This window comes from Brevibacterium sp. HMSC22B09, from assembly GCF_001806795.1.
Taxonomy (GTDB): Bacteria; Actinomycetota; Actinomycetes; order Actinomycetales; family Brevibacteriaceae; genus Brevibacterium; species Brevibacterium ravenspurgense.
Map to the genome: position 1 here is coordinate 47,070 of NZ_KV786013.1, position 20,558 is coordinate 67,627.

Genomic DNA, 20,558 nt, shown 5'->3' on the forward strand with positions numbered 1-20,558 from the left:
AGCGGGTTTTTGCGGGTGTTCGGGGCTGAGAGACGGCGCGATCGTGGAGGCATGAATCGACCTCGCGTAGTGCTCTTCACCCGAGTGCCCAGCCTCATTGATCACTGTGCCGCGCTGGCAGACGGCATCGGCCTGGGGCTCGATATTCGTCTGCCGGAAAACGGCGGATGGCAGGATGCCGCACTCGTTCTGATCGGCGATGACATCACAGAAGCCCCGGACGTCGGCAACGTGCCCACCGTCCTTGTGACGCTGACGCAGTCCAACGCGGTGTGGGCGACCGCGGCGCGGCTGGGGGCTGACACCGTGGCTGTGCTGCCCGCCGGTGCGGAATGGCTGACCATTCGCATGATCAACGCCGTGGAACCCCCGGCAGAGCCCGCGCAGACGTGGGGTTTCGTCGGCGGAGTCGGGGGAGCGGGAACCTCGGTGCTCGCCTGCGCGGTCGCTCGCAGTGCCGCCGCGCAGGACATCGACACGGTGCTGCTTGATGCCGATCCGCTGGGAGGCGGGCTCGACCTCGTTCTGGGTGCAGAGGGCAAAGACGGCCTGCGCTGGCCCAGCCTGGCGGCTTCCCGCGGCAGACTGCGGCCGTCGACTCTGCGAGATTCACTGCCGCGCACAGAGGGACTGGCCGTGCTGTCGTGGGATCGGACGGGAACGGAAGAGCTCACCCCGGAAGTGTTCGAAGCCGTTATGACTGCCGCGCAACAGGCCTTTGAGCTGGTGGTCGTCGATTTACCGCGGCACGCGCCCGTGCAGTGGGCGCGCATGTGCAGCGAACTCACCGTGGTGGTGCCCGGGAGGGTGCGCGCCGCGGTTGCGGCATCGCGGGTCGCCCGGCGTCTGGAAGCGGTCAATTCGGCCGTGCGCATCGCTGTGCGCGACGCCGGCAGGGGTGGTGTTCGGCCCGAACTCGTGGCCGACACCATCGGACTGCCGCTGGTGGGCGTCATCAAGGACGACCCACAGGCAGCGGCCGCCGTTGACCGCGGCGAAGGCCTGCCGATTGCACGCACCCACGTGGGGCGTGTGGCCGAAAAGATCGTGGAAGGCGGTTCGCTGTGACTCTTGACGGTCAATGGCTCGATGCGGAGCTCATCCGCGATGTCAGAACCCACCTGCTGGAAAACCCCGGGCCGGTGACAGCGGGATCTGTTGCAACCGCGCTCGCCCGCAGCGGCCGGGTGGTCGGTTCGGCTGAGCTCTTGGAGCTGGTCAGCCGGATCTCGGCTCAGCTGGGTGGGGCCGGTCCGCTGCAGTCACTGCTCGATGAGCCCGAAACAACGGACGTCTTCGTCAACAGCCCGCAGGACGTCTGGGTGGACAGGGGAAGCGGGCTGGTGCCCGTACCGCTGTCCTTGGGAACCGAAGATGATGTGCGGGCTCTCGCTGTGCGCTTAGCAGCACTCGGCGGGAGGCGCCTGGACGACTCCCAGCCCCTGGTCGACGTCCGCCTGCCCGACGGAGTGCGGCTCAACGCACTCATCCCGCCGCTTGCAGGGGAGCACACCGTGATGTCGTTTCGCGTGCCCCGCAGCAAAGGCTTTCGACTGTCAGAGCTCATTGAGCGGTCTTTTCTTACCGCGGAGATCGCCGAGGTTCTTCTGGAGCTGCTGGAAGTGCGGGCCAACATCCTCATATCGGGCGGAACCGGGTCCGGGAAAACAGTTCTGCTGGGCGCGCTTTTAGCCGAAATACCGGCTGACCAGCGCATTGTCATCGTTGAGGACTCACGTGAACTCAATGTGCGCCACGATCACGTGGTTCAGCTGGCAGCCCGACAGGCAAACGTCGAGGGCATGGGCGAAGTGTCAATGGCTGACCTCGTGCGCAATGCCCTGCGCATGCGGCCGGACCGGCTGATCATCGGGGAGTGTCGAGGGGCTGAGGTCCGCGACATGCTCACCGCGCTCAACACCGGTCACGAAGGCGGGTGTGCCACTATTCACGCGAATACCGCGTCGGCGGTCCCTGCCCGTCTTGAAGCACTGGGGGCGCTTGCGGGTATGAGTCCGGAGGCTGTGCGCTCCCAGTCGATGACGGCAATTGATGTCATCCTGCACATCACCCGCAGACGTGACGGGCACAGGAGGCTCGCCGAAATCGCCGCGCGCACAAGCGCCGAGCACACTGCCCCTACCGAACCCCAGACTTCTGGTGAGGTGGCGGCGGAAGCCGGCGGCACCTCGGCGGACTTGGCAACAGTGTGGAGCGTTGAACACGGGGCTGGTGCCGGTTGGGATGGTTTCGTGGACTGGTTGAGGCGGAAGCAGGGGGAGCGGTCATGATCGTGCTCGCTGCGCTGCTGGCCGCCGCGGCGGCCGGGCTGTGGGTGTGGGACCCCGCCGAAAGGCGGCTGAATAAGCTGCTGCCGCGCGATGATTCGGATGGGCCTCGGACGCGTGCGGGTGATGGTCTGCAGGGGCTGGTGCGGCGGTTTCGCAAGTCGGGCGCAGCTGATGACGAACATGCGGCGGCCGCTATCGCCGTCATTGACCGGGCTGCGGAACTGCTGCGTGTGGGTGCGGCACCGGCGGCGGTGTTGGAACACCTGTCGAAGCTGCCCGGGCCAGAGGACCTGCAGGCAGCTTTGGCTACGGCGGCGCGTTCTGCTGAGCTTGGGTCTGCTCCGCATCAGGCGATCTCCGCGCAGGCCGAAGGTCTTCCCGCGCAGTCGAAAGACATTCTGCTTCACATGGCGTCGGTGTGGTTCGTCGCCGAATCTGCGGGAGCCCCTGCGGCAAACCTGCTCGAGCGGTTTGCAAAGACCGCGCGGATGCAGACGGATTCAGCCCGCGAGCGGGCCATTGCGCTGGCCGGACCCCAGTCGACCGTGAAGGTGCTCACCGCGCTGCCGCTTCTGTCACTCGGTCTGGCGGTGCTCATCGGCGCCGATCCGGCGGAACTCCTGACTTCCGTTCCCGGGGCCGTGTCGTGCATCAGCGGGGCGGTTCTTTTGGTGGTCGGTCGACTGTGGATGCGCCGGATGTTGAAGAGGGCACTGTGATGGCCGGGGTGGTCGCCGCGGTTCTCATTGCTGCTGCCGTGTGGCTGTGGATCGGGGATGCGGATGCGCGGCTCAAGCGGGTGCTTGATGGCGGAGTCAGCCTTGGTGATCGAGCCGGCGCTGATACGCAGAACGCGGGCTCGGGCGAAGAAAAGAGGTCCTCAGGTTTGTTGGAGGGTCTGCTGGGGCTCAGTCGTGAGCAGAAGAGCGACCCCGGCGAATCTGATGTTGAGGCGCTCGCCTTCGACCTTGAGCTCACCGCCATCTGTCTTCGCGCGGGTTTGCCGATTGGGCGAGCGTTGGCTTTGGCCGCTGCGGCTGGCGGTGACCGGTCGAATCTGGGTGCGCTGAGCCGAGCCCTTGAGCTGGGACAGACGGATTTTGACGATCAGCATCTGAGCGAAGTCATTGTGCTCATCCGCTTCTCTGCCCAGACCGGAGCGGCACTTGCCGGCCTGCTGTCCGCTATGGCCTACGACCTACGCCGGGCTGAACATCAGCGCCGGAGGCTGGCGGCGGCGAAACTTGGAGTGCAGCTGGTGATTCCGCTGGGGGCGTGCATTCTGCCGGCGTTCATTCTGCTGGGCGTTGTTCCCGTGGTGCTCACCCTCATCGACGACATGTCGGTGCTGTTCGGGTGAAGGGCTCCTGCTGGTCGACATCGATCCGCTCGCCGAACTCGTCGGAGTCGTGGACGCCCGTGCGTGGTGGAACGATGAGGAGTGAACGCTCTCGCGTCGGCGTTCAGTGGTGGAGGCGCTCATGACGGTCATCATTCACCCTGTTGGATACGTCAGGCGGGGCACCACCTTTGAGTCTGCCTCCGACACCGTCGAGATTGATTGGAAGCGCCGTGAGCAGTGCTGAGCTAGCCGAGGTTCTGTAAACGCGCCTACCTTTCACACGAGTAGGAAGGTGGAGCCAGGACATGGGCCACGAAGAGCAGGAACAGGCTACGGGATCAGCATCGTCGTTGCCGGCGGTGGTGTACGTCAGGATCAGTGACGGTCCTGAGGGCACCGAGCGTGGGGTGGAACGGCAGGAGGCTGGCTGTCGTGTCTACGCCACAGCCCGCGGTTGGGAGGTCGCAGGGGTGGCCGTGACAGGGATGTGGTGGTCGACGTGGCGGGGTGTAACGCGGAGCGCAGGTCGGCAAATAAGACCAGTGAGGGCGCGTGGGACAGTCCCGCGCGCCTGGAGACTCCGGAGGTGGAACAGCCATGAGACCACGAAGACGAGTTGTGTGGACGTGTGCGTCTGCGATCGCAGCGGGGGTGTTCGTAGCGGGCATGGTCGCGCCAGCGCATGCAGAAGGTCCGAACGGTCAAGACGCTGAGTACACGCTCGACGCGCTGTCCAGTGGTGACCTTGTCATCGATGGTGCCGAACCCGATGGGAATTTGGGGCGTCGAGCGGCACCGAACGCTGACATCACCGATGGGGTGCAGCTCGGCACGTTCAAGGGCGATGAGACAGTGATCGTTGATGCTTCTCTCGCCGATCATGGAGCGCTCGCGGCGGTGGACACGGAGCACGTTGATCTTTCCTGGGAGGGTGTCGACGCGTCACGCAGCTATGCAGTGTTTCGCGACGATGAACTCCTCGCAGAAACGTCTGAGCGGTCGTTCCGCGACTCGGACGCGGTCCCGGGCGTAATCCATCATTATCGGGTGGAGACCATCCTTCCTGAAGGGGCAGCCCCTCTTCACGACGACGAGGTGACGATCCAGGGGTTCGACGTCGTGGTACCTGACTCGACGGACCTGGCAGCAGAGGCTGCGGAACATAACACCCAGATTGAAGCAATGGCCGCTTATACGGGATCGACGGTGAGATACAGGACGTTCATTCCGCAAGCAAAGCTCAGTGCACCGCGGGCAGGTTGCGGCAGCTATAGGAGCAGCTACAAGTTCGGTGGGGACAACCGCGGCTTCGGTGCCAGTTCAGGCACGTCTCGCACGAGTATGAACGCGAACGTTCGATGGGACGGCCGGGGACTCATCGGGAGTTCCAAGAACGTCGGCGCAACGAAGGTTTACAACTCCAAGGGAAAGCTTGTGGCTACGAAGACAGCTTCTACAAAGGATATGTCTATCAAGCAGCTCGGAAAAACGAAGACCGATGTCGATCTTCGCTTCCGGCTAAAAGCGGGAAACCCGTTCTGTAAGTACAACTCGATTCAGGGTGCTTTTACGATCACGATCACCAAAAACGGGTCGTACAGCATCATTTCCGGCAGTCATCGTCAAATGCCGAATCACGAGGTGTACGTTTCTTCGATCAGTGGAAAGTGGAAGACTGTCTACCAGCGGAAGTACGCAAGTGCCGCGTGCCTGGTGAGTTGGTTGTGCCCCGAGGCGCAGATGGTGGGTTATGGAAAGTACTGATCGGCTGCACGGATCTAAGGTCATGTTGCGGCGTCGCGCAATCATGGGAGGTGCGCTCGTGGGCGGGTTCGCCGCGCAGGCGCTTTACAGCCTTGCGTTCGCCGCGCTTCTGGAAGTCCCGGCGGATAGCCGGTGGCCGCCTGTCGTTGCTGCCGGTGTCATGGTCGTGGTTGTCGCGGTCGCGACCTGGGGACGGGAGAGACGGATTCGTCGCGTCGCCTGGTCTGCGGTCCTCGCGGCCGTTGTGTTCATCCTCTCGTACGCTCTACTCGGGGAGATCGGTGATGCTGTGGCCGAGCAGGTGCCCATGCGTGTGAGCGGAGCGCTGGAGAGAATTCACTACTTCTTCGGCCTCACGGGCGAGGCGTGGACATCTTTCATCATCTCGATGGTTGTAGCCGCCCTCGTCACGGCTCCACGCCGTGCCTGACGACAGTGCCCGCCGCGCAAAGATCTCTTTCTTCGTGCGGCGGGCACTTACTTTCCCCAGTCGATGCCACATGGAATCGATGTGCTGTCAGGAGCATCTGATCTTGGTGATGCGGGAAACGCTGCTGGCACCTCTGCCTGCTTTGACTGTTGCCTTCACCTGGGAACCAGCGTAGGCAAGCACTGTGCCGGAACTGCGGGAGTTCTTTACGGAACGCACCTTCCCATGGAGCGCAGCGAACGAGGTATATGTTGCAGGGCAGGTCGCGTAACTGAGTTTGTTGCCCCGGAACCCTGCTGCGGAGTAGACGCAGTAGCGTCCCGATGCGCATTTGGCGGAGACCTCTCGCGCAGTCGCTGCTCTGGGAGTGGAGCCCGGCGCAGTGTCGGTGGGATCGAGAGTGAGCACGATCGCGCCTTCGCCCCAGGTAACCTCGTTCCAACCGGTTTGGGAGCCTCCGAAGTCCTCGATTACGTCATCGACGCGTTCTTGCATCGATGTGTCTGTCGGACCTGCTGCCCAGGAGCTCTGCGGGGCAAGAAGCAAGATCAAGGTCAAGGTGAGCGTGGCGGTAAGGCGAGATGCTCTTCGCATGTCGTGGTCACTTTCTTGTGAGAAAGACGAGACCGGTCAGCGGTCCCAGGCTACGTAATGGATGACAGATGGTGACGCAATGTCCGTACGGTCGTTGCCGATGTAGATGGTCTCAGCTGCGGTGATCGAGCCCGCGCGGGGCGAGATGATGAGTAGGTCTTCGACGTGTCCGGGGTCGCGGTCTGTGGCGCGGATGGCGATGCCGTCACGTCCGAGGCGGTCGGTGACGCGGCCCGCGACCTCCAGATTAGGCAGACCGCTGACGTAGGAGAGAAGCGCGCTCTCCTGGTCTCGAGAGAGGACGTTGCTGGAGAGAATGCTGGAGACCTCCTGGATCGTCTCTCCAGCTCCTAGCGGCTGTTCGCTTCCTGCCACTGTGGCGAGGTAGTCAGCGATCTCTGTCGGTTCAGTCGGCACTGCTTCGGGGTAAGGAGTGTCAAATTCGCCAGGTGCGAACGTCTCGTCTGACAGCACCGTCCCCGGCGTGGCCAGATGCTCGGTCTTTTGTCCAGGGAATGGGGGCGCAACGGTAACTACGACGTGTACGTTCCCGTCGCCGACGAACGTGATCTCTTCGTGCCGCGGTTCGACGGACGAGGAGATAATAGTGCCGTTGGCGTCGATTTCGGTGTTCAGCACCCAGGTTTCCATCCGGATCCTGTTCGGCGGCGGGTCGCGCTGCAACATCAACTTTGCTGACTCGTCGAGAATTTCTTCCGCGGAAGCATCTATGTGATCGGTGACGAGCAGTGGTGGGGTCGCCGCTGATGCCGGTGTGTCGGGGAGAATGTTGAGTGTGACGCCCCCGGCTATGGCGAACGCTGCAAGGGAGGATGCGATGAGCATCAGCCGCCGGCTGAATCGTCGAGGGTGACCCGGGCTGGGCCCGAGTCGTCGACTCGCTGGTGGGACATTTGGGGAGGAGAGAACCAAGTCAGCGAGTTCTTGTTTCGCGCGCCCCGTCAACGGGAGGTGTCGGTGCCCACTCAGTGGTCGCGCATCGCGGATGCGTCGTTCAAACTCGTCCATCCTTGACCTCCTCACTGTGAGCGTCCTCGACGGCGTTGTACAGCAACGCTTTGAGCGTCTGTCGGGCACGTAACAGCCGTACCCGCACGGTCACCGTCGATATCCCAAGGATCGACGCAATCTCCGCACGAGTGAGGTCTTCCCAATAGGCCATGTAGAGAATCTCGCGGTCGGTTTCTCTCAGTCCTGCCAGAGCCCGGCGAACATCCAGTGCATCTGCGGTCTCCATCCTGTAGGAGCTATCGCCGCTGAGCCCACCGATCCGGCTAAACAGCTCCGTCGAACGAGCCACGCGCTGGTACTCGTTGCCAATGATATTGCGCAACACTTTGTACACCCAGGGCAGAGAGAGATCACCTCCGGACTGATGGTGAGCCCACGTGATCCGGAAGGTCTCCGCTGCCACATCCTCGGCATCGGCGACTCCCGATAGACGTTGCTGGGCAACCGTGAGGACGAGGCGATAGTGTCGAGCATAGAAGTGCGCGAACACCTCGGCGTGCGCCACGCTGTCGCCGTCGGCTTCCTGCCTCACCTCGTCTCCTTCCGATCGATCGGATCGATGCCCTCCGAACATCACTCCTCGGCACGATGAGAGACTTCAGAACAGCTTCAGATACGACCGCCCTGATCGCTATCATGCCCGCCCCATCTGGCTCGTCCCAATCGCACCTCTCACAGTTTTCTATTTGCTGACAGCGTCCCCGCGTTACATCCCAAGCGAGCCGTGCCACCTGTCCTCCACGGCCAGGCGTGCACCACACAGAGTCAAGGAGCCCGCCACCACCATAAATGTGATCTGTATAACACGATGTAGTGCGGGTTTGTGCTCAGAAAATAGCGAAGGTAGAGGAAGCCGCTATAGCTCACAGTTGGAGTAGCGTCCTCGCGGGGCGGGGACAGCGGCAGAGGGGAGTCGGGTGAACGGGGGTGCGGCAGGAGTCGGGATTGTCGTCACCTCCAGCTGCCTTTCCTCTGACGTGTGTAGTCCTCGCAACGAGACACCAGCTCAATGACGGTCCGTCAGCATTCATCGACATCGCAGTGAACCGACCCTTGAAGGCAGTCAAGTCATGACTTGATCACAGATTTCACGAATCGCGAGCGGGTGCCTGCCGCGCTGAAGCTCAGGGAATGAGGGTCATTCGAACTCGGAGGGTTGATCCCCACGGTTGACTCCAGACAGACGAATATGTCGGTGCTGTTTGGGTGAAGGGCTCCTGCTGATCGACGCGGCTGAAACTGGACTGCAGTTCTGAAGCCTGGGGATAACTTCGCGGTTGTCCCCAGGCTTTTCTTCTCTCTTCTTTCGGGTGCTCCGCACCTGCACGCTGGAAGCGCCATCTGAAGAAAGGAAGGAAAAAGATGGACAACGAAGTTCAGGAACTCGTTCCGATGGAAGAAGAAAAGAAACCCGTGCGCCTGCGCAAACCAGACAGGGGAGCGACAACGGCAGAGTATGCGATCACAACACTCGCCGCGTGTGGTTTTGCCGCACTGCTCGTTGTGGTGCTGAAATCCGAGGGCATCCAAACTCTCATCACAGGTGTCATCTCCAAAGCGCTCAACATGGGCGGGTGATGGCAGTGCCCACTTCGATGTTTCGCCCAGGGAGCCACACTCGTGACGCTGCTCGTATGTCAAACGCTCTCTGCCGGAAGCGGACCGCAGGAAAGGACTGCGGTGCCGTCACGGCCGAATTCGCCATGATCATGCCGGCTATCGTGCTCGTCATTCTTATGGTCATCGGAGTGGGCACCCTCGGCCTCGCGCAGCTTCGCACCTACGAAGCTGCGCGGGCCGGCGCACGCGAAGCCGCCCGCGGCGAACCTACCGCAGAAGTGCGCCGCAGTGCGGAAAGCAAAGCCGGCCCCGGTTCCGCCGTCACAATCGGCAAAGACGGCGAATACACGGTCGTCACCGTCACCGTCCCGACACCGAAGACCATGCGGAAGCTCATCCCTCGCGTGCAAGCAGTGCAAAGAGCGCGCACGGAAAGCAGCGCGCAGTCCGGAGACGCACAATGAGCACACAGCAAACGCGGCAAGCTCAGCGGCACCGCCGGGCAGATCGCGGGTCCATGCCCGCAATCGCAGTCAGCCTCATGGGGTTAGCGGCAGTGCTCATTGCAGGGCTTGGACTGACCAGCAAAGTCATCCTCGTATCCGCGCGCGCAGACGGCAGTGCCGACCTTGCAGCCCTGGCAGCAGCTGACGCTGCGCGGGGAATCCGTACCGGCGACCCCTGTGACGTTGCAAAGAAACTCATCGAAGCCGACGGCTTCACAATGGACGACTGCATTGCCCGTCCTGACCTGGGACGGGCGAAAGTCACCGTCAAAGCGAAGCTGCCAGCCCCGTTTCCCGCAGTGAAGCGCTCAGCCGTGGCAGGTGGGCCGCAGCCGCACACAGCCGGTTGAAAACCCAAAACGGGGCAGTTCATGCAGTGTTTGCAACAGGGGCGTACCGTCGAATGTGAACATTGCACTTTGCAGCACACTGATTGGAGCGCTATGGCCAGCTCAGGCAAAAGCCCCCTCCGCAAACAGGCCGAACGGCGATCACGTGACGCAGAATCCGCCAAGCGAGAAAAAGCGGTTGTCGCCCAGGCACAAGAAGCTGACTCCGGCAAACACCCCGACGGCTTCCTCGCTCACCTGAACCTCAAACCAATCTGGTTCTTCATCGCTTTTGCAGCACTCATCGGAGTGATGTTCATTCCCACCGGTGACGACCTGACGTTTGCTGGGAAAATGGGTCTGGCCGTGCTGGCCTTCGCAATCGTCATGTGGGTGACAGAAGCAGTTTCCTACACGGTCTCGTCCATCCTGATCGTCGGAATCATCACCGTCATGCTGTCCTTCACGCCAGCACTCGACGGTGAATCCCCCGAGGCGATGGGCACAACCGAATCAATCAAACTGGCACTGAGCGGATTCTCCAGCGCCGCCGTTGCGCTCGTCGCCGCAGCACTTGCGCTCGCCGCCGCAATGCAGGCCACCGGCCTGCACAAGCGCCTGGCCCTCTTGGTACTGAAAGTCGCCGGCGAAAAGACCAGCAGCGTGCTCATCGGCGCGATCGTCATTTCGACGATCCTCGCGTTCTTCGTCCCCTCCGCAACAGCCCGCGCAGGTGCCGTCGTGCCGATTCTTCTGGGCATGGTCGCTGCCTTCGGCCTGCCCACCAACTCACGACTGGGCGCCCTGCTCATCATCACAGCAGCCCAGGCCGTGTCCATCTGGAATGTCGGCATCAAAACCGCAGCAGCACAGAACCTCGTGGCCACAGGCTTCATCGAAACCTCCATGGGCCAGTCGATCTCCTGGGGGCAGTGGTTCTTGTGGGCCGCCCCGTGGTCGGTTCTTATGAGCATCGCGCTGTTCTTCATCATGCGCCGCGTCATCAAACCCGAAGTCGATCACATACAGGGTGGCCGGGCAGTTGTTGAAAAAGAACTCGCCGAACTCGGCCCCATCACCGGAAAAGAAATCCGCCTGGTCATCGTCGCCGTGTGCCTGCTGTTCCTGTGGGCAACCGAAGAAGTGCTGCACCCATTCAGCTCGGCAACCGTCACCATCGTCGCCATCGGCTTCCTCCTGCTTCCCCGCGTGGGAGTGTTCTCCTGGAAGACCGCAGAAAAGCTCATCAACTGGGGCACGCTCATCGTGTTCGCCGTCGGAATCTCGCTCGGCTCGCTCCTGCTGAACACGGGAGCGGCAACGTGGCTGTCAGAGAAAACCTTCGGCGCACTGGGTGTGACCGACATGCCGATGCTCGCCATGATCGCCCTCGTCGGCATCTTCACAATCCTCATCCACCTGGGATTCGCATCGGCAACATCCCTCAGCTCCGCGCTCATCCCGGTGTTCATCGCACTCGCCCAGTCCATCCCCGGTGCGGCAGGCGGCGGAATCGGGTTCGTCATCATCCAGCAGTTCCTCATCTGCTTCGGATTCCTGCTTCCCATTTCCGCCCCGCAGAACATGCTCGCCTACGGAACCGGCGCGTTCACGGCCAAGCAGTTCCTCAAATCGGGCATTCCGATCACCATCGTCGGCTACCTGCTGGTCCTGCTTCTGTCCGCCACCTACTGGAAGTGGATAGGCCTGGTCTGAGGACCGGGTTAGGGTGGAAGTCCACGCAGTTTGACCATGGCGGTCAATACCCAGGGAGGTTCAATGACGAACGCACAAGCTCACACAACAGCAGCCATGCCCGTGAGCGAACAGCTGGTGCTAGTCACCGGTGCCGCACGCGGGCTGGGCGCTGCTCTCGTCAAAGCCTTCCACGCCGAAGGTGCGGCTGTTGTCATCAACTACCGCAACTCGGAAGACCAGGCGGTTCGCCTTGCCGAACAGATCCGGGCGCAAGGCGGCGAGGCGCTGGCCGTGCGCGCGGACGTCACTGACTTCCGCGAGGTCAAGGCCATGTTCGATGCCGCACGCGAAGAATTCGGCAGGCCCGTCACCACCGTGGTCAACAACGCGCTGGTCGACTTTTCATTCAACGGCGACGAACGCCCGGACGCGGACTCCATTTCCTATGCCGCTTTTGACGACCAGTTCCGCGGCACCATCAGCGGCGCGGTGCACGTCATCCAGGCGGCTATGAACGGGTTCCGGGAAATCGGCTCGGGCCGGATCATCAACATCGGGACCAACCTGTTCCAAAACCCCGTCGTGCCCTACCACGACTACACAGCCGCCAAAGCTGCCCTGCTGTCGCTGACCCGCACCTTCGCAAAGGACCTCGGCCCTCTGGGCGTGCGCGTCAACATGGTCTCCGGCGGTCTGCTGCGCACCACCGACGCTTCGGCCGCCACTCCGGACGAAGTCTTCGACGCAATCGCAGCAACAACACCGCTGGGCCACGTGACCACACCGGAGGAATTCGCCTCGGCCGCCACGTTCTTCGCCCAGCCGGCATCGCGCGCGGTCACGGGCCAGAACCTCGTGGTCGACAACGGCCTCGTCATGGACTGAGTTCGGCAGGGGAGCCCGGGGCCCGGTGGGCGAGGCGTAACACGGCTGCCCTCGTCTCCGGGGCCGCCGCCCCACTTTTGGGGCTGTCGCCCTCACCCCAGCATCTGCTGCAGCAGCCGGCGGGCGGCGTCTTTGTCCAGCGGCTCATTGCCGTTGCCGCACTTGGGGCTCTGCACGCAGCTGGGACAGCCGCTGATGCATTCACAGCTGGTCAAAGTGTCCAGAGTGGACTGCCACCACCGGCGGAACTCAGCGAAGCCACGTTCGGCAAAGCCCGCCCCGCCGGGCTGACCGTCGTGCACGAAGACCGTCGCCATGCCAGTGTCGGCGTGCCTATCGGATGACACCCCGCCGATGTCCCACCGATCGCACCCTGCAAACAGCGGCAGCAGGCCGATCGCGCAGTGTTCAGCCGCGTGAACCGCACCCGGCAGATCAGCTGCCTCCACCTCGGCATCGGCAATCAGCCCCTCCGGGGCGGTCCACCACACAGCCGAGGTCTGCAGGGTGCGAGCCGGCAGGTCGAGCTCGAATTCGCCCAGCCGGACTCCAGTGCGCTTCTGTTTGCGCACAAACGAAGTCACCTGGTCAGTCACATCGACGATCCCGCTGAAAACCCGCACGCCGCTGGGCAGGGCGAACTGGTCGTGGGTTTCGACAATGCTGATTTCCGTTGTCGACTGCGCCTGCGTTGTGAAGTCGACGGAAACCTGCTGAACCATGGCGACCGAGTTGTCCAAATCGAGGTCCATCACCTGATATTCGATGCCCTGGTGGACGTAGATCGCGCCGGTGTGTGTCTGCGCGTGCGCGCTGGCATCGTCAACCGTGCCCAGAAGCTGGCCGGTTTCCTGTTCCACCAATCGCACCTGTCCTCCGCCGGAACCGCGGATGTCGGTCAGCGCTGCCGCCGATTCCGCTTTCGTCCAGAACCAACCGGTTGGGCGGGCCCGCAGCATTCCGTGTTCGGTCAGCTGGGCGACAAGCTGGGCTGCCTGGGATGACGCGGCGCCGCCCGGTTCCTCTGTCTGTTCCGGCTGGTCAGGGGTGGAGTGGTGGGCGCTGGGGCTGTCGGCGGTGGAGTGGTGGGCGCTTGGGTGAGTATGGGCGTCGAAACGGGGGAAGTCGGCGGTGGTCAGCGGCAGTTCGGCGGCTGCGGCCAACAGGTGACCCGCTAGGACATAGGGGTTGGCGGGGTTGATGACGCCGGCGTCGACAGGGGTGTCAAAGATCGCCTCGGGGTGGTGGACCACGTAGGTGTCCAGTGGGTCATCGCGGGCGATGAGAACCGCGGACCACTGCTGGCCGGAGCGGCCGGCCCGTCCCGCCTGCTGCCACAGGGCGGCCAGGGTGCCGGGCCAGCCGGCCATGACGACCACATCGAGCCCGGATATGTCGATGCCCAACTCCAGTGCGTTCGTCGACGCGACCGTGCGCAGCTTGCCGTTGCGCAGGGCGGTTTCCAACATGCGGCGCTCTTCGGGCAGGTACCCGCCGCGGTAGGCCGCGATTGTTTTGGTGAGTTCCGGTGCGATGGTTTCGACTTCCTGGCGGATAGCCGAGGCGAGGGCTTCCGTTCCTTTTCTTGAGGCGATGAAGGCAATCGACCGGTAGCCGGCGCACGTGGTGTCGGTGAGCATGTCGGCGGCTTCGGCAATCGTGGAGCGGCGGGCTGCGTCTGCGGGAAGTTCGAGGTTCCCGTCGTCAGAGCCTGGCAGCAGCGGCGGTTCCCACAGGATGAATTCTCCGGCGGCGCGCGGGGAGCAGTCCTCGGTGATTGTCGTGGCTGGTCGACCGGTCAGCCGAGAGAAGGTTTCGGCCGGTTCGCTCATGGTGGCCGATGCGCCGATGACCACCGGCTGGGCACCGTAGTGTTCGGCAATGCGCAGCAGTCGCCGCAGCACGAGTGCCACGTGCGAACCGAAAACACCCCGATACCGGTGCGCTTCGTCGACGACGATGAACCGCAGGGACTTGAACCAGCGGGCATAGCGGGAGTGGGCCGGAAGGACTGAACGGTGCAGCATGTCCGGATTGGTGAACAGCAGATTCGCCCACCTGCGCGCCCAGTCTTTCTGTTCGCGTGAGGCGTCACCGTCGAAGGCCGCCGGCCGCAGTCCCTGCAGGGGAAGGCTTTTTGCCGCCGTCAGCTGGTCGTGGGACAGGGCTTTCGTGGGTGCCAGATATATGGAGGTCGCCGGCCGGATGCTGTCGCGGGTGCGGGCTATGGAATCGAGGATCGGCACCAGGAAGGTCAGGGACTTACCTGACGAGGTGCCGGTCGCCACCACTGTGTCAGTGCCTGATGCAATGCTGTTCACAGCTTCGACCTGGTGCTTGTACGGCTTGGTGATGCCCGTACCGGCGAATACCGCGGTGACGTCGTCGTGCACCCAGTCGGGCCAGTCACCGGTAACTGCTTGCCGCTGCGGAATGCTCTCAATGTGCGTCACGCGGTCGGCACGTTCGCCAAAGCGAGTGAGGAGGTCGGTAAGAGCGGACGGCATGCGCGCATTCTCTCATGTGCCCGGTTGTGCGTAGGCTTGATATGCGCTGTCTGCCGCCTGCTGTTGGAAGGAAATATGCGAAGCTCGCTGCCCGCTGTGCCCCGGATTGACTCTGCAGGGGCTGCTGGAACGTCCGCAGGCTGTGAAACATCAGGGGGTTCGGGAGCGACCGTGGCCGGTGGCCATGCTGCTGGCTCTGCATGGCCGGCGCGCCTGCGCTTGGCGCTGGAAGGTCTGGAGTACACGCAGCCGGGTCTGAAAGCACTGTGGGGACCGGACGTCGACCAGGCGCTGCAGACAAACGATGCCGCACCCGCCCTGTGGTTTGCGCGCACAAGCTCGGCATCGCTTGCTGTTGTCGCGCGGCTGTTTCTGCTGGCGGATGCTGTTCCCACTGCCAGCGCTGAGGACGCTCTGGGCGCAGAACTCGTCAGCGCGCTGCAAGCTGCTGGCCTGCTGGTTTCACCCGATGCTGGTGAGCCCCACTCAGGTGACCCGAGCCCGGGTGAGTACTCGGAGGAAAGCGAGCGGCGCCTCGTGAGTTCCGTGTCGATCGCTCCGTACTCCCTGCCGGTGGGTGTGCCGCGGCTGGCTGGCAGGCGCAAACCTGACACCCTCTACCTGGCATCGGATTTCGGGACGCTCACACGGCCGGAAGTGCTTGACGGCGACTTCGTGCTGGGACTCGGCGGTGCAGGGCGCACTCTCATCGAGATCACACCGCGCGAAGCCGTGACAACAGCGGCTGACATTGGCACGGGCTGTGGGATTCAGGCGCTCGCTCTGGCGCTGCACGCAGACACCGTCATCGCAACCGATATCTCTGAGCGCGCCCTGGAGTTCACGCGCCTGAACGCAAAGATCAACGGGGTCGGCAACATCGAAACCCGGCAGGGAAGTCTGCTGGAGCCTCTGCAAGGAAAGACGGTCGACCTCCTGGTGACGAATCCGCCGTTCGTCATCACGCCGCAGGCTGCCCGCGGGCAGTTTGAATACCGCGATGGCGGGATGCCGGGCGATCAGCTGATGCGCTCGCTCGTGCGCGACATTCCGCATCATCTGAGCGACGGCGGGCAGGCCGCCATGCTCGGCAACTGGGAGGCCGGCCAGCCGGATGTCGAGGCCGGTCCCTCTGCCTGGCACAAGGCGGCGCAGGATGAGGCCGCATCAGCACACGAGGCGGCGGTTGGCACAGCTGCCGTCGGCCAGACATCGCTCATGGTGATTGAACGCGAGCAGCTGTCGCCTACCGCCTACGCGCACACGTGGATTCGCGACGGCGGTGTGGTTCGCGCCAGCGAAAAGTGGAACGCAGATACCGCCGCCTGGCTTGACGACTTCGCTTCGCGCGGCGTCGAGCAGATCTCGTTTGGGTGGGTGCGGTTCAAGAGGGGTGCAGGCAGTGAGCCGGTGGTTGCCGCGCATCGTGTCAGCGGCCCGCTCGGGGCGAACGCGGCAGGAGTGGCGGCGTTCCTCGACACCCGTCTGGCAATGCTCGAATGGCTTGCCGGTGCCGAAGACTCGGAAATAGCCGACACGGCTTTTGTCCGCGGCTCCGACATCGTCGAACACAGGCACCACACACCGGGCAGCGAAAATCCGTCCGTCATCGAAATGGCGCAGGGAACCGGTTTCGGGCAGACGCTGACAGTTGATACCGCACTCGCCGCGTTTATCGGAGTGGCCGACGGGACCATGACTCTGCGCACGGTTGCAGGGGCGCTCGCAGCCTTGCTCGAAGTGGATTCTGACAAGCTGTGTCAGCAGCTGGTAGAGCAAGTGCGCGACATACTCCCGCTTGGATTCGTCTACCCTGTACTCGAGTAGGACCGTTACAGTCAGGTGACGGCTGCAAGAAGCCTGGATGTGGCTATCAGCATCAACGCCGTGTCAGTGCCCGGTGCTACATTCGCAGCGTATCCGTGGAAAGGAAAACTGTGGCTGAGAAGAAACCACGTCGTTTGGTGATCGTCGAATCCCCGACGAAAGCGCGGACGATTGTCGGCTTTTTGGGCGACGGCTACACCGTCGAAGCCTCAGTGGGGCACATTCGGGATCTCCCACAGCCCTCTGAACTGCCCGCGGACATGAAAAAAGGGCCCTACGGCAAATTCGCGGTCGACGTCGAAGACGGCTTTAAGCCCTACTACCGGGTGGACCCTGACAAGAAGAAGAAGGTCACCGAGCTTCGCAAGCTGCTGAAAGAAGCCGATGAACTTTATCTGGCAACAGATGAGGACCGCGAAGGTGAAGCCATTGCGTGGCACCTTCTGGAAGTGCTCAAGCCGAAAGTCCCGGTTAAGCGCTTGGTGTTTCACGAAATCACCCCGGAAGCCCTTGAACGGGCACTCGAAAACACCCGCGAAATCGACTACGACCTCGTGTACGCGCAGGAAACCCGCCGCATCCTCGACCGTCTGTACGGCTACGAAATCTCGCCCGTTCTGTGGCGCAAAGTCCGTGCCGGTCTGTCGGCTGGTCGCGTGCAGTCCGTTGCCACCCGCCTGGTTGTCGAACGCGAACGTGAGCGCATGGCGTTCGTTTCGGCTGATTACTGGGACCTCGACATCGACCTGCATGCTCCCGGGCAGGCCGAAAGCTTCGCGGCTAAGCTCACCGCCGTTGACGGTCAGAAGATCGCCCAGGGCCGCGACTTCACCGACGAAGGCACGCTGAAGCCGCGCACTAAGGCGCGCATTCTGGGCCAGCAGGACGCTGAAGAACTCGCTGCCAAGCTCAGCGGGGAAGCGAAGGACCGACTGTCGGTTACGGCACTTGAGACCAAGCCGTACTCGCGTCGTCCGGCGGCGCCCTTCACCACCTCGACCCTCCAGCAGGAAGCCGGACGCAAGCTGCGCATGAGTGCTCGTCAGGCCATGCGCACCGCTCAGTCGCTGTACGAAAACGGCTACATCACTTACATGCGTACGGACTCGCCGGTCCTGTCATCGGAAGCGCTTTCGGCTGCTCGCCGTCAGGTGGGCGAACTCTACGGCCCCGAATTCGTGCCGTCGAAGCCGCGCATCTATGCCTCCAAGCAGAAGGGCGCGCAGGAAGCCCACGAAGCCATTCGTCCCGCCGGTGACCACTTCCGCACGCCGGCCCAGGTGTCGAGTCAGCTGCGCGGTGACGAATTCAAGCTCTACGAACTCATCTGGAAGCGCACTGTCGCATCGCAGATGGCCGATGCCAAGGGTTCGACCGCAACCATGCGGATCAACGCGGACCTCGGCAGCGGCAGCAGCGCCGAACTGACCGCAAGCGGCACCGTCATCACGTTCAAGGGATTCCTCGCCGCCTACGAAGAAGGCCAGGACCTCGAGCGCTATGGCTCGGACAAGAAGGACAAGAGCCGTCTGCCGGACGTCAAAGAGGGCGACGCCCTGTCGGTCGACCGCGTGGAAGCCGACGGGCACACCACGGCACCTCCGCCGCGCTTTACGGAAGCCAGCCTGGTCAAGCGCATGGAAGAGCTCGGCATCGGCCGTCCTTCGACGTACGCGGCCATCATCTCCACCATCCAGGACCGCGGCTACGTCACCACGCGCGGCAACGCGCTCATTCCCAGCTGGTTGGCGTTCTCGGTGGTTAAGCTGCTCGAAGAGCACTTCGATGACCTCGTGGACTACCAGTTCACCGCCGGGCTCGAAGCTGATCTCGACGAAATCGCCAAGGGCCAGGAAGACAGCGCGGAATGGCTGCGTGATTTCTACTTCGGCAGCACGGCCGATGACGGTCACGATGCGCCGGCTGGCATGGACTCCGACGTCGGTCACGCGGGGCTGAAGTCGATTGTCGACAACCTCGGAGACATCGACGCGCGTGAACTCAACACCGTGAACATTGCCGATGGAATCAACCTGCGCGTTGGCCGCTACGGCCCGTATCTCGAAGCCGAAGGCAACAACCCGGATCAGCCCAAGCGAGTGTCGCTTCCGGATGACCTCGCCCCGGATGAACTCACGGCAGAAAAAGCTCGTGAGCTCATCGAAAAGCAGGGCGACGGCGACCGTGAACTCGGTGTCGATCCCGAAAGCGGACACACGATTGTGGCGAAGAACGGCCGCTTCGGCCCCTATGTCACCGAGGTTCTGCCGGAATCTGACGAAAAGCCCAAGCGCGGAACCAAGAAGCCCAAGCCACGCACAGCGAGCCTGTTCAAGTCGATGGATCTGAACACCATTGGTCTGGAAGAAGCGCTGAAGCTGCTGAGCTTGCCCAGGATTGTCGGCCAGGACGCCGAAGGTGTCGACATCACCGCGCAGAACGGCCGCTACGGTCCGTACCTGAAGAAGGGAACCGACTCCCGGTCTATCGAATCTGAAGAGCAGATCTTCACCATCACGCTTGAAGAAGCCGAAAAGATCTTCGCTCAGCCCAAGACCCGCGGACGCCGTGCTGCGAAGCCGCCGTTGAAGGAATTCGGCACCGATCCGAACTCCGAAAAGCCGGTTGTGCTCAAGGACGGACGTTTCGGCCCGTACGTCACCGACGGCACCACGAACGCAACTCTGCGCAAGGACGACACTGTCGAAGGCATCACCGCCGAACGCGCATTCCAGCTGCTGGCTGAAAAGCGCGCCAAGGGGCCTGCCAAGAAGAAGACGACCACGCGGAAGACAACGGCGCGTAAGACGACTGCGAAGAGCACTGCGTCGAAGACGAGTACGGCGAAGAAGACAACCGCGAAGAGCACTGCGAAAAGCAGCACTGCGAAGAAGTCGTAACGGCGGACTGGCTAGGCCGAGTGTCTTCCATGCGCGGTTGCTCTTCGACCGTCGGCGCAGAGAATCCTTGATAAGCCCTGAGAACGCTCCTTGTGCCTTGTGGCGCAAGGAGTGTTCTCGTAGCGTGACTGACGTACGGATATTCTCAATACGACCTCATAGGAGGCGCCGTGTTCACTCGTTCCGTTAACGATGTCGAAGCTGTTGAGTGGGGTGCTGGAACCAGCCAGCGCGTCCTGACTGCAAAAGACAATATGGGCTTCGCCGTTGCCCGCACCGTTGTGCGCAAGGGCACCGAATCGAAGCTTGAGTACCGCAATCACCTGGAAGCCTGCTACTGCATTTCGGGCTCCGGCAACGTCGAAGACACGGATGGCAACGTGTACCCCGTGACTCCAGGCGTCATCTATGTCCTGGATAAGCACGACCCGCACTACCTGCGTGCGTCCGACCACGAAGACATGGAGCTGCTGAGCATCTTCAACCCGCCGATCGACGGCACCGAGAAGCACGTGCTCAGTGAGGACGGTTTCTCGAGCTACTGAGCTGCGACAGACTGAGCTTGTAAAGACAGCGCCCGGTCAGCATGCAGTTGTGCACGCTGACCGGGCGCTTGTGTGTCTGGTTGCTGGGCGGGGCTGTGTGCGGTGGCGGGGTGGGGCTGAAGATCAGCCGCGGCGGCTCGGCTGGATTTACGCTTTAATGCAGATTCACGCTTTAATGCGGCGCATTAGCGCGTGAGGTTGCATTTAAGCGTGAGTTTGGCGTTGTTGGGCGCGTGAAGTGTGCCCGGCGTCGGCTCATCCGCGCCGCCCTGCCCAGCCCGACCCTTCAGCCGAGCTCAACCCTTAGCCCGACCGGCACCTCCGCCTCGTCCGTTCCTGCTGCCAACC

General features: G+C 62.8%; 18 protein-coding genes. 14 read left to right on the forward strand and 4 right to left on the reverse strand.

The genetic code is table 11. From position 1 onward, the window contains the following. The first annotated feature begins 51 nt into the window (after positions 1–51). The 6 genes from ssd (at position 52) to HMPREF3087_RS05380 (ending at position 5,827) form a co-directional block, all read left to right on the forward strand. Positions 52–1,068 (forward strand): septum site-determining protein Ssd, encoded by a 1,017-nt coding sequence (ssd, locus tag HMPREF3087_RS05355; RefSeq protein WP_062020151.1) that lies wholly within the window; start codon positions 52–54, stop codon positions 1,066–1,068. Continuing rightward, entirely contained in the window at positions 1,065–2,291 is a 1,227-nt protein-coding gene (locus tag HMPREF3087_RS05360; protein ID WP_062020153.1) for a TadA family conjugal transfer-associated ATPase, read from the forward strand. Before ssd ends, HMPREF3087_RS05360 begins: the two co-directional genes overlap by 4 nt. After that, positions 2,288–3,010: a type II secretion system F family protein gene (locus HMPREF3087_RS05365; RefSeq protein WP_070428359.1), complete on the forward strand. Its 723-nt coding sequence runs from the start codon at positions 2,288–2,290 to the stop codon at positions 3,008–3,010. Before HMPREF3087_RS05360 ends, HMPREF3087_RS05365 begins: the two co-directional genes overlap by 4 nt. After that, positions 2,977–3,651, forward strand: a complete 675-nt coding sequence (locus HMPREF3087_RS05370) for a type II secretion system F family protein (protein ID WP_141738882.1) — start codon at positions 2,977–2,979, stop codon at positions 3,649–3,651. Before HMPREF3087_RS05365 ends, HMPREF3087_RS05370 begins: the two co-directional genes overlap by 34 nt. A gap of 648 nt (positions 3,652–4,299) precedes the next feature. Further along, positions 4,300–5,397, forward strand: a complete 1,098-nt coding sequence (locus tag HMPREF3087_RS05375) for a DUF3238 domain-containing protein (protein WP_231863256.1) — start codon at positions 4,300–4,302, stop codon at positions 5,395–5,397. Then, positions 5,384–5,827, forward strand: coding sequence for a hypothetical protein (locus HMPREF3087_RS05380; RefSeq protein ID WP_231863257.1), 444 nt, complete (start codon positions 5,384–5,386; stop codon positions 5,825–5,827). The genes HMPREF3087_RS05375 and HMPREF3087_RS05380 overlap by 14 nt, the downstream gene beginning before the upstream one ends. Before the next feature lie 87 nt (positions 5,828–5,914). On the opposite strand, the gene HMPREF3087_RS10815 is transcribed toward HMPREF3087_RS05380, so the two are convergent. The 3 genes from HMPREF3087_RS10815 to HMPREF3087_RS05395 form a co-directional block, all read right to left on the reverse strand. Beyond that, on the reverse strand, positions 5,915–6,421 hold the full coding sequence (locus HMPREF3087_RS10815) for a peptidase inhibitor family I36 protein (RefSeq protein ID WP_070428361.1): 507 nt from the start codon (positions 6,419–6,421) through the stop codon (positions 5,915–5,917). A gap of 36 nt (positions 6,422–6,457) precedes the next feature. After that, positions 6,458–7,267, reverse strand: coding sequence for a hypothetical protein (locus tag HMPREF3087_RS05390; protein WP_019174481.1), 810 nt, complete (start codon positions 7,265–7,267; stop codon positions 6,458–6,460). A gap of 169 nt (positions 7,268–7,436) precedes the next feature. Next, the gene (locus tag HMPREF3087_RS05395; protein ID WP_019174482.1) at positions 7,437–7,985 is read right to left on the reverse strand and encodes an RNA polymerase sigma factor; all 549 of its coding nucleotides are present in this window, start codon (positions 7,983–7,985) and stop codon (positions 7,437–7,439) included. Positions 7,986–8,815: 830 nt separating this feature from the next. Here HMPREF3087_RS05395 and HMPREF3087_RS05400 point away from each other — a divergent pair. From HMPREF3087_RS05400 to HMPREF3087_RS05420, 5 genes are all read left to right on the forward strand, one after another. Beyond that, positions 8,816–9,031, forward strand: coding sequence for a DUF4244 domain-containing protein (locus HMPREF3087_RS05400; RefSeq protein WP_019174483.1), 216 nt, complete (start codon positions 8,816–8,818; stop codon positions 9,029–9,031). A 56-nt stretch (positions 9,032–9,087) separates the two neighbouring features. Further along, positions 9,088–9,477 (forward strand): TadE family protein, encoded by a 390-nt coding sequence (locus HMPREF3087_RS05405; RefSeq protein ID WP_082790993.1) that lies wholly within the window; start codon positions 9,088–9,090, stop codon positions 9,475–9,477. Then, entirely contained in the window at positions 9,474–9,869 is a 396-nt protein-coding gene (locus HMPREF3087_RS05410) for a hypothetical protein (protein ID WP_239232859.1), read from the forward strand. The genes HMPREF3087_RS05405 and HMPREF3087_RS05410 overlap by 4 nt, the downstream gene beginning before the upstream one ends. A 93-nt stretch (positions 9,870–9,962) precedes the next feature. Continuing rightward, positions 9,963–11,564, forward strand: coding sequence for an SLC13 family permease (locus HMPREF3087_RS05415; RefSeq protein ID WP_062020159.1), 1,602 nt, complete (start codon positions 9,963–9,965; stop codon positions 11,562–11,564). Between the two features lie 63 nt (positions 11,565–11,627). After that, entirely contained in the window at positions 11,628–12,431 is an 804-nt protein-coding gene (locus HMPREF3087_RS05420; RefSeq protein ID WP_244878104.1) for a 3-oxoacyl-ACP reductase, read from the forward strand. 92 nt (positions 12,432–12,523) lie between these two features. On the opposite strand, the gene HMPREF3087_RS05425 is transcribed toward HMPREF3087_RS05420, so the two are convergent. Continuing rightward, entirely contained in the window at positions 12,524–14,938 is a 2,415-nt protein-coding gene (locus tag HMPREF3087_RS05425; protein WP_070428362.1) for a DEAD/DEAH box helicase, read from the reverse strand. A 75-nt stretch (positions 14,939–15,013) separates the two neighbouring features. On the opposite strand from HMPREF3087_RS05425, the gene HMPREF3087_RS05430 reads away from it, so the two are divergent. The 3 genes from HMPREF3087_RS05430 to HMPREF3087_RS05440 all read left to right on the forward strand — a co-directional run bounded on the left by HMPREF3087_RS05430 (position 15,014) and on the right by HMPREF3087_RS05440 (position 20,210). Beyond that, complete coding sequence (locus HMPREF3087_RS05430) at positions 15,014–16,765, forward strand: DUF7059 domain-containing protein (RefSeq protein WP_083272055.1); 1,752 nt, start codon at positions 15,014–15,016, stop codon at positions 16,763–16,765. Between the two features lie 110 nt (positions 16,766–16,875). Then, complete coding sequence (gene topA / locus HMPREF3087_RS05435) at positions 16,876–19,665, forward strand: type I DNA topoisomerase (protein ID WP_070428363.1); 2,790 nt, start codon at positions 16,876–16,878, stop codon at positions 19,663–19,665. Between the two features lie 170 nt (positions 19,666–19,835). Further along, the gene (locus HMPREF3087_RS05440; RefSeq protein WP_061940897.1) at positions 19,836–20,210 is read left to right on the forward strand and encodes an ectoine synthase; all 375 of its coding nucleotides are present in this window, start codon (positions 19,836–19,838) and stop codon (positions 20,208–20,210) included. Positions 20,211–20,558 lie beyond the last annotated feature (348 nt).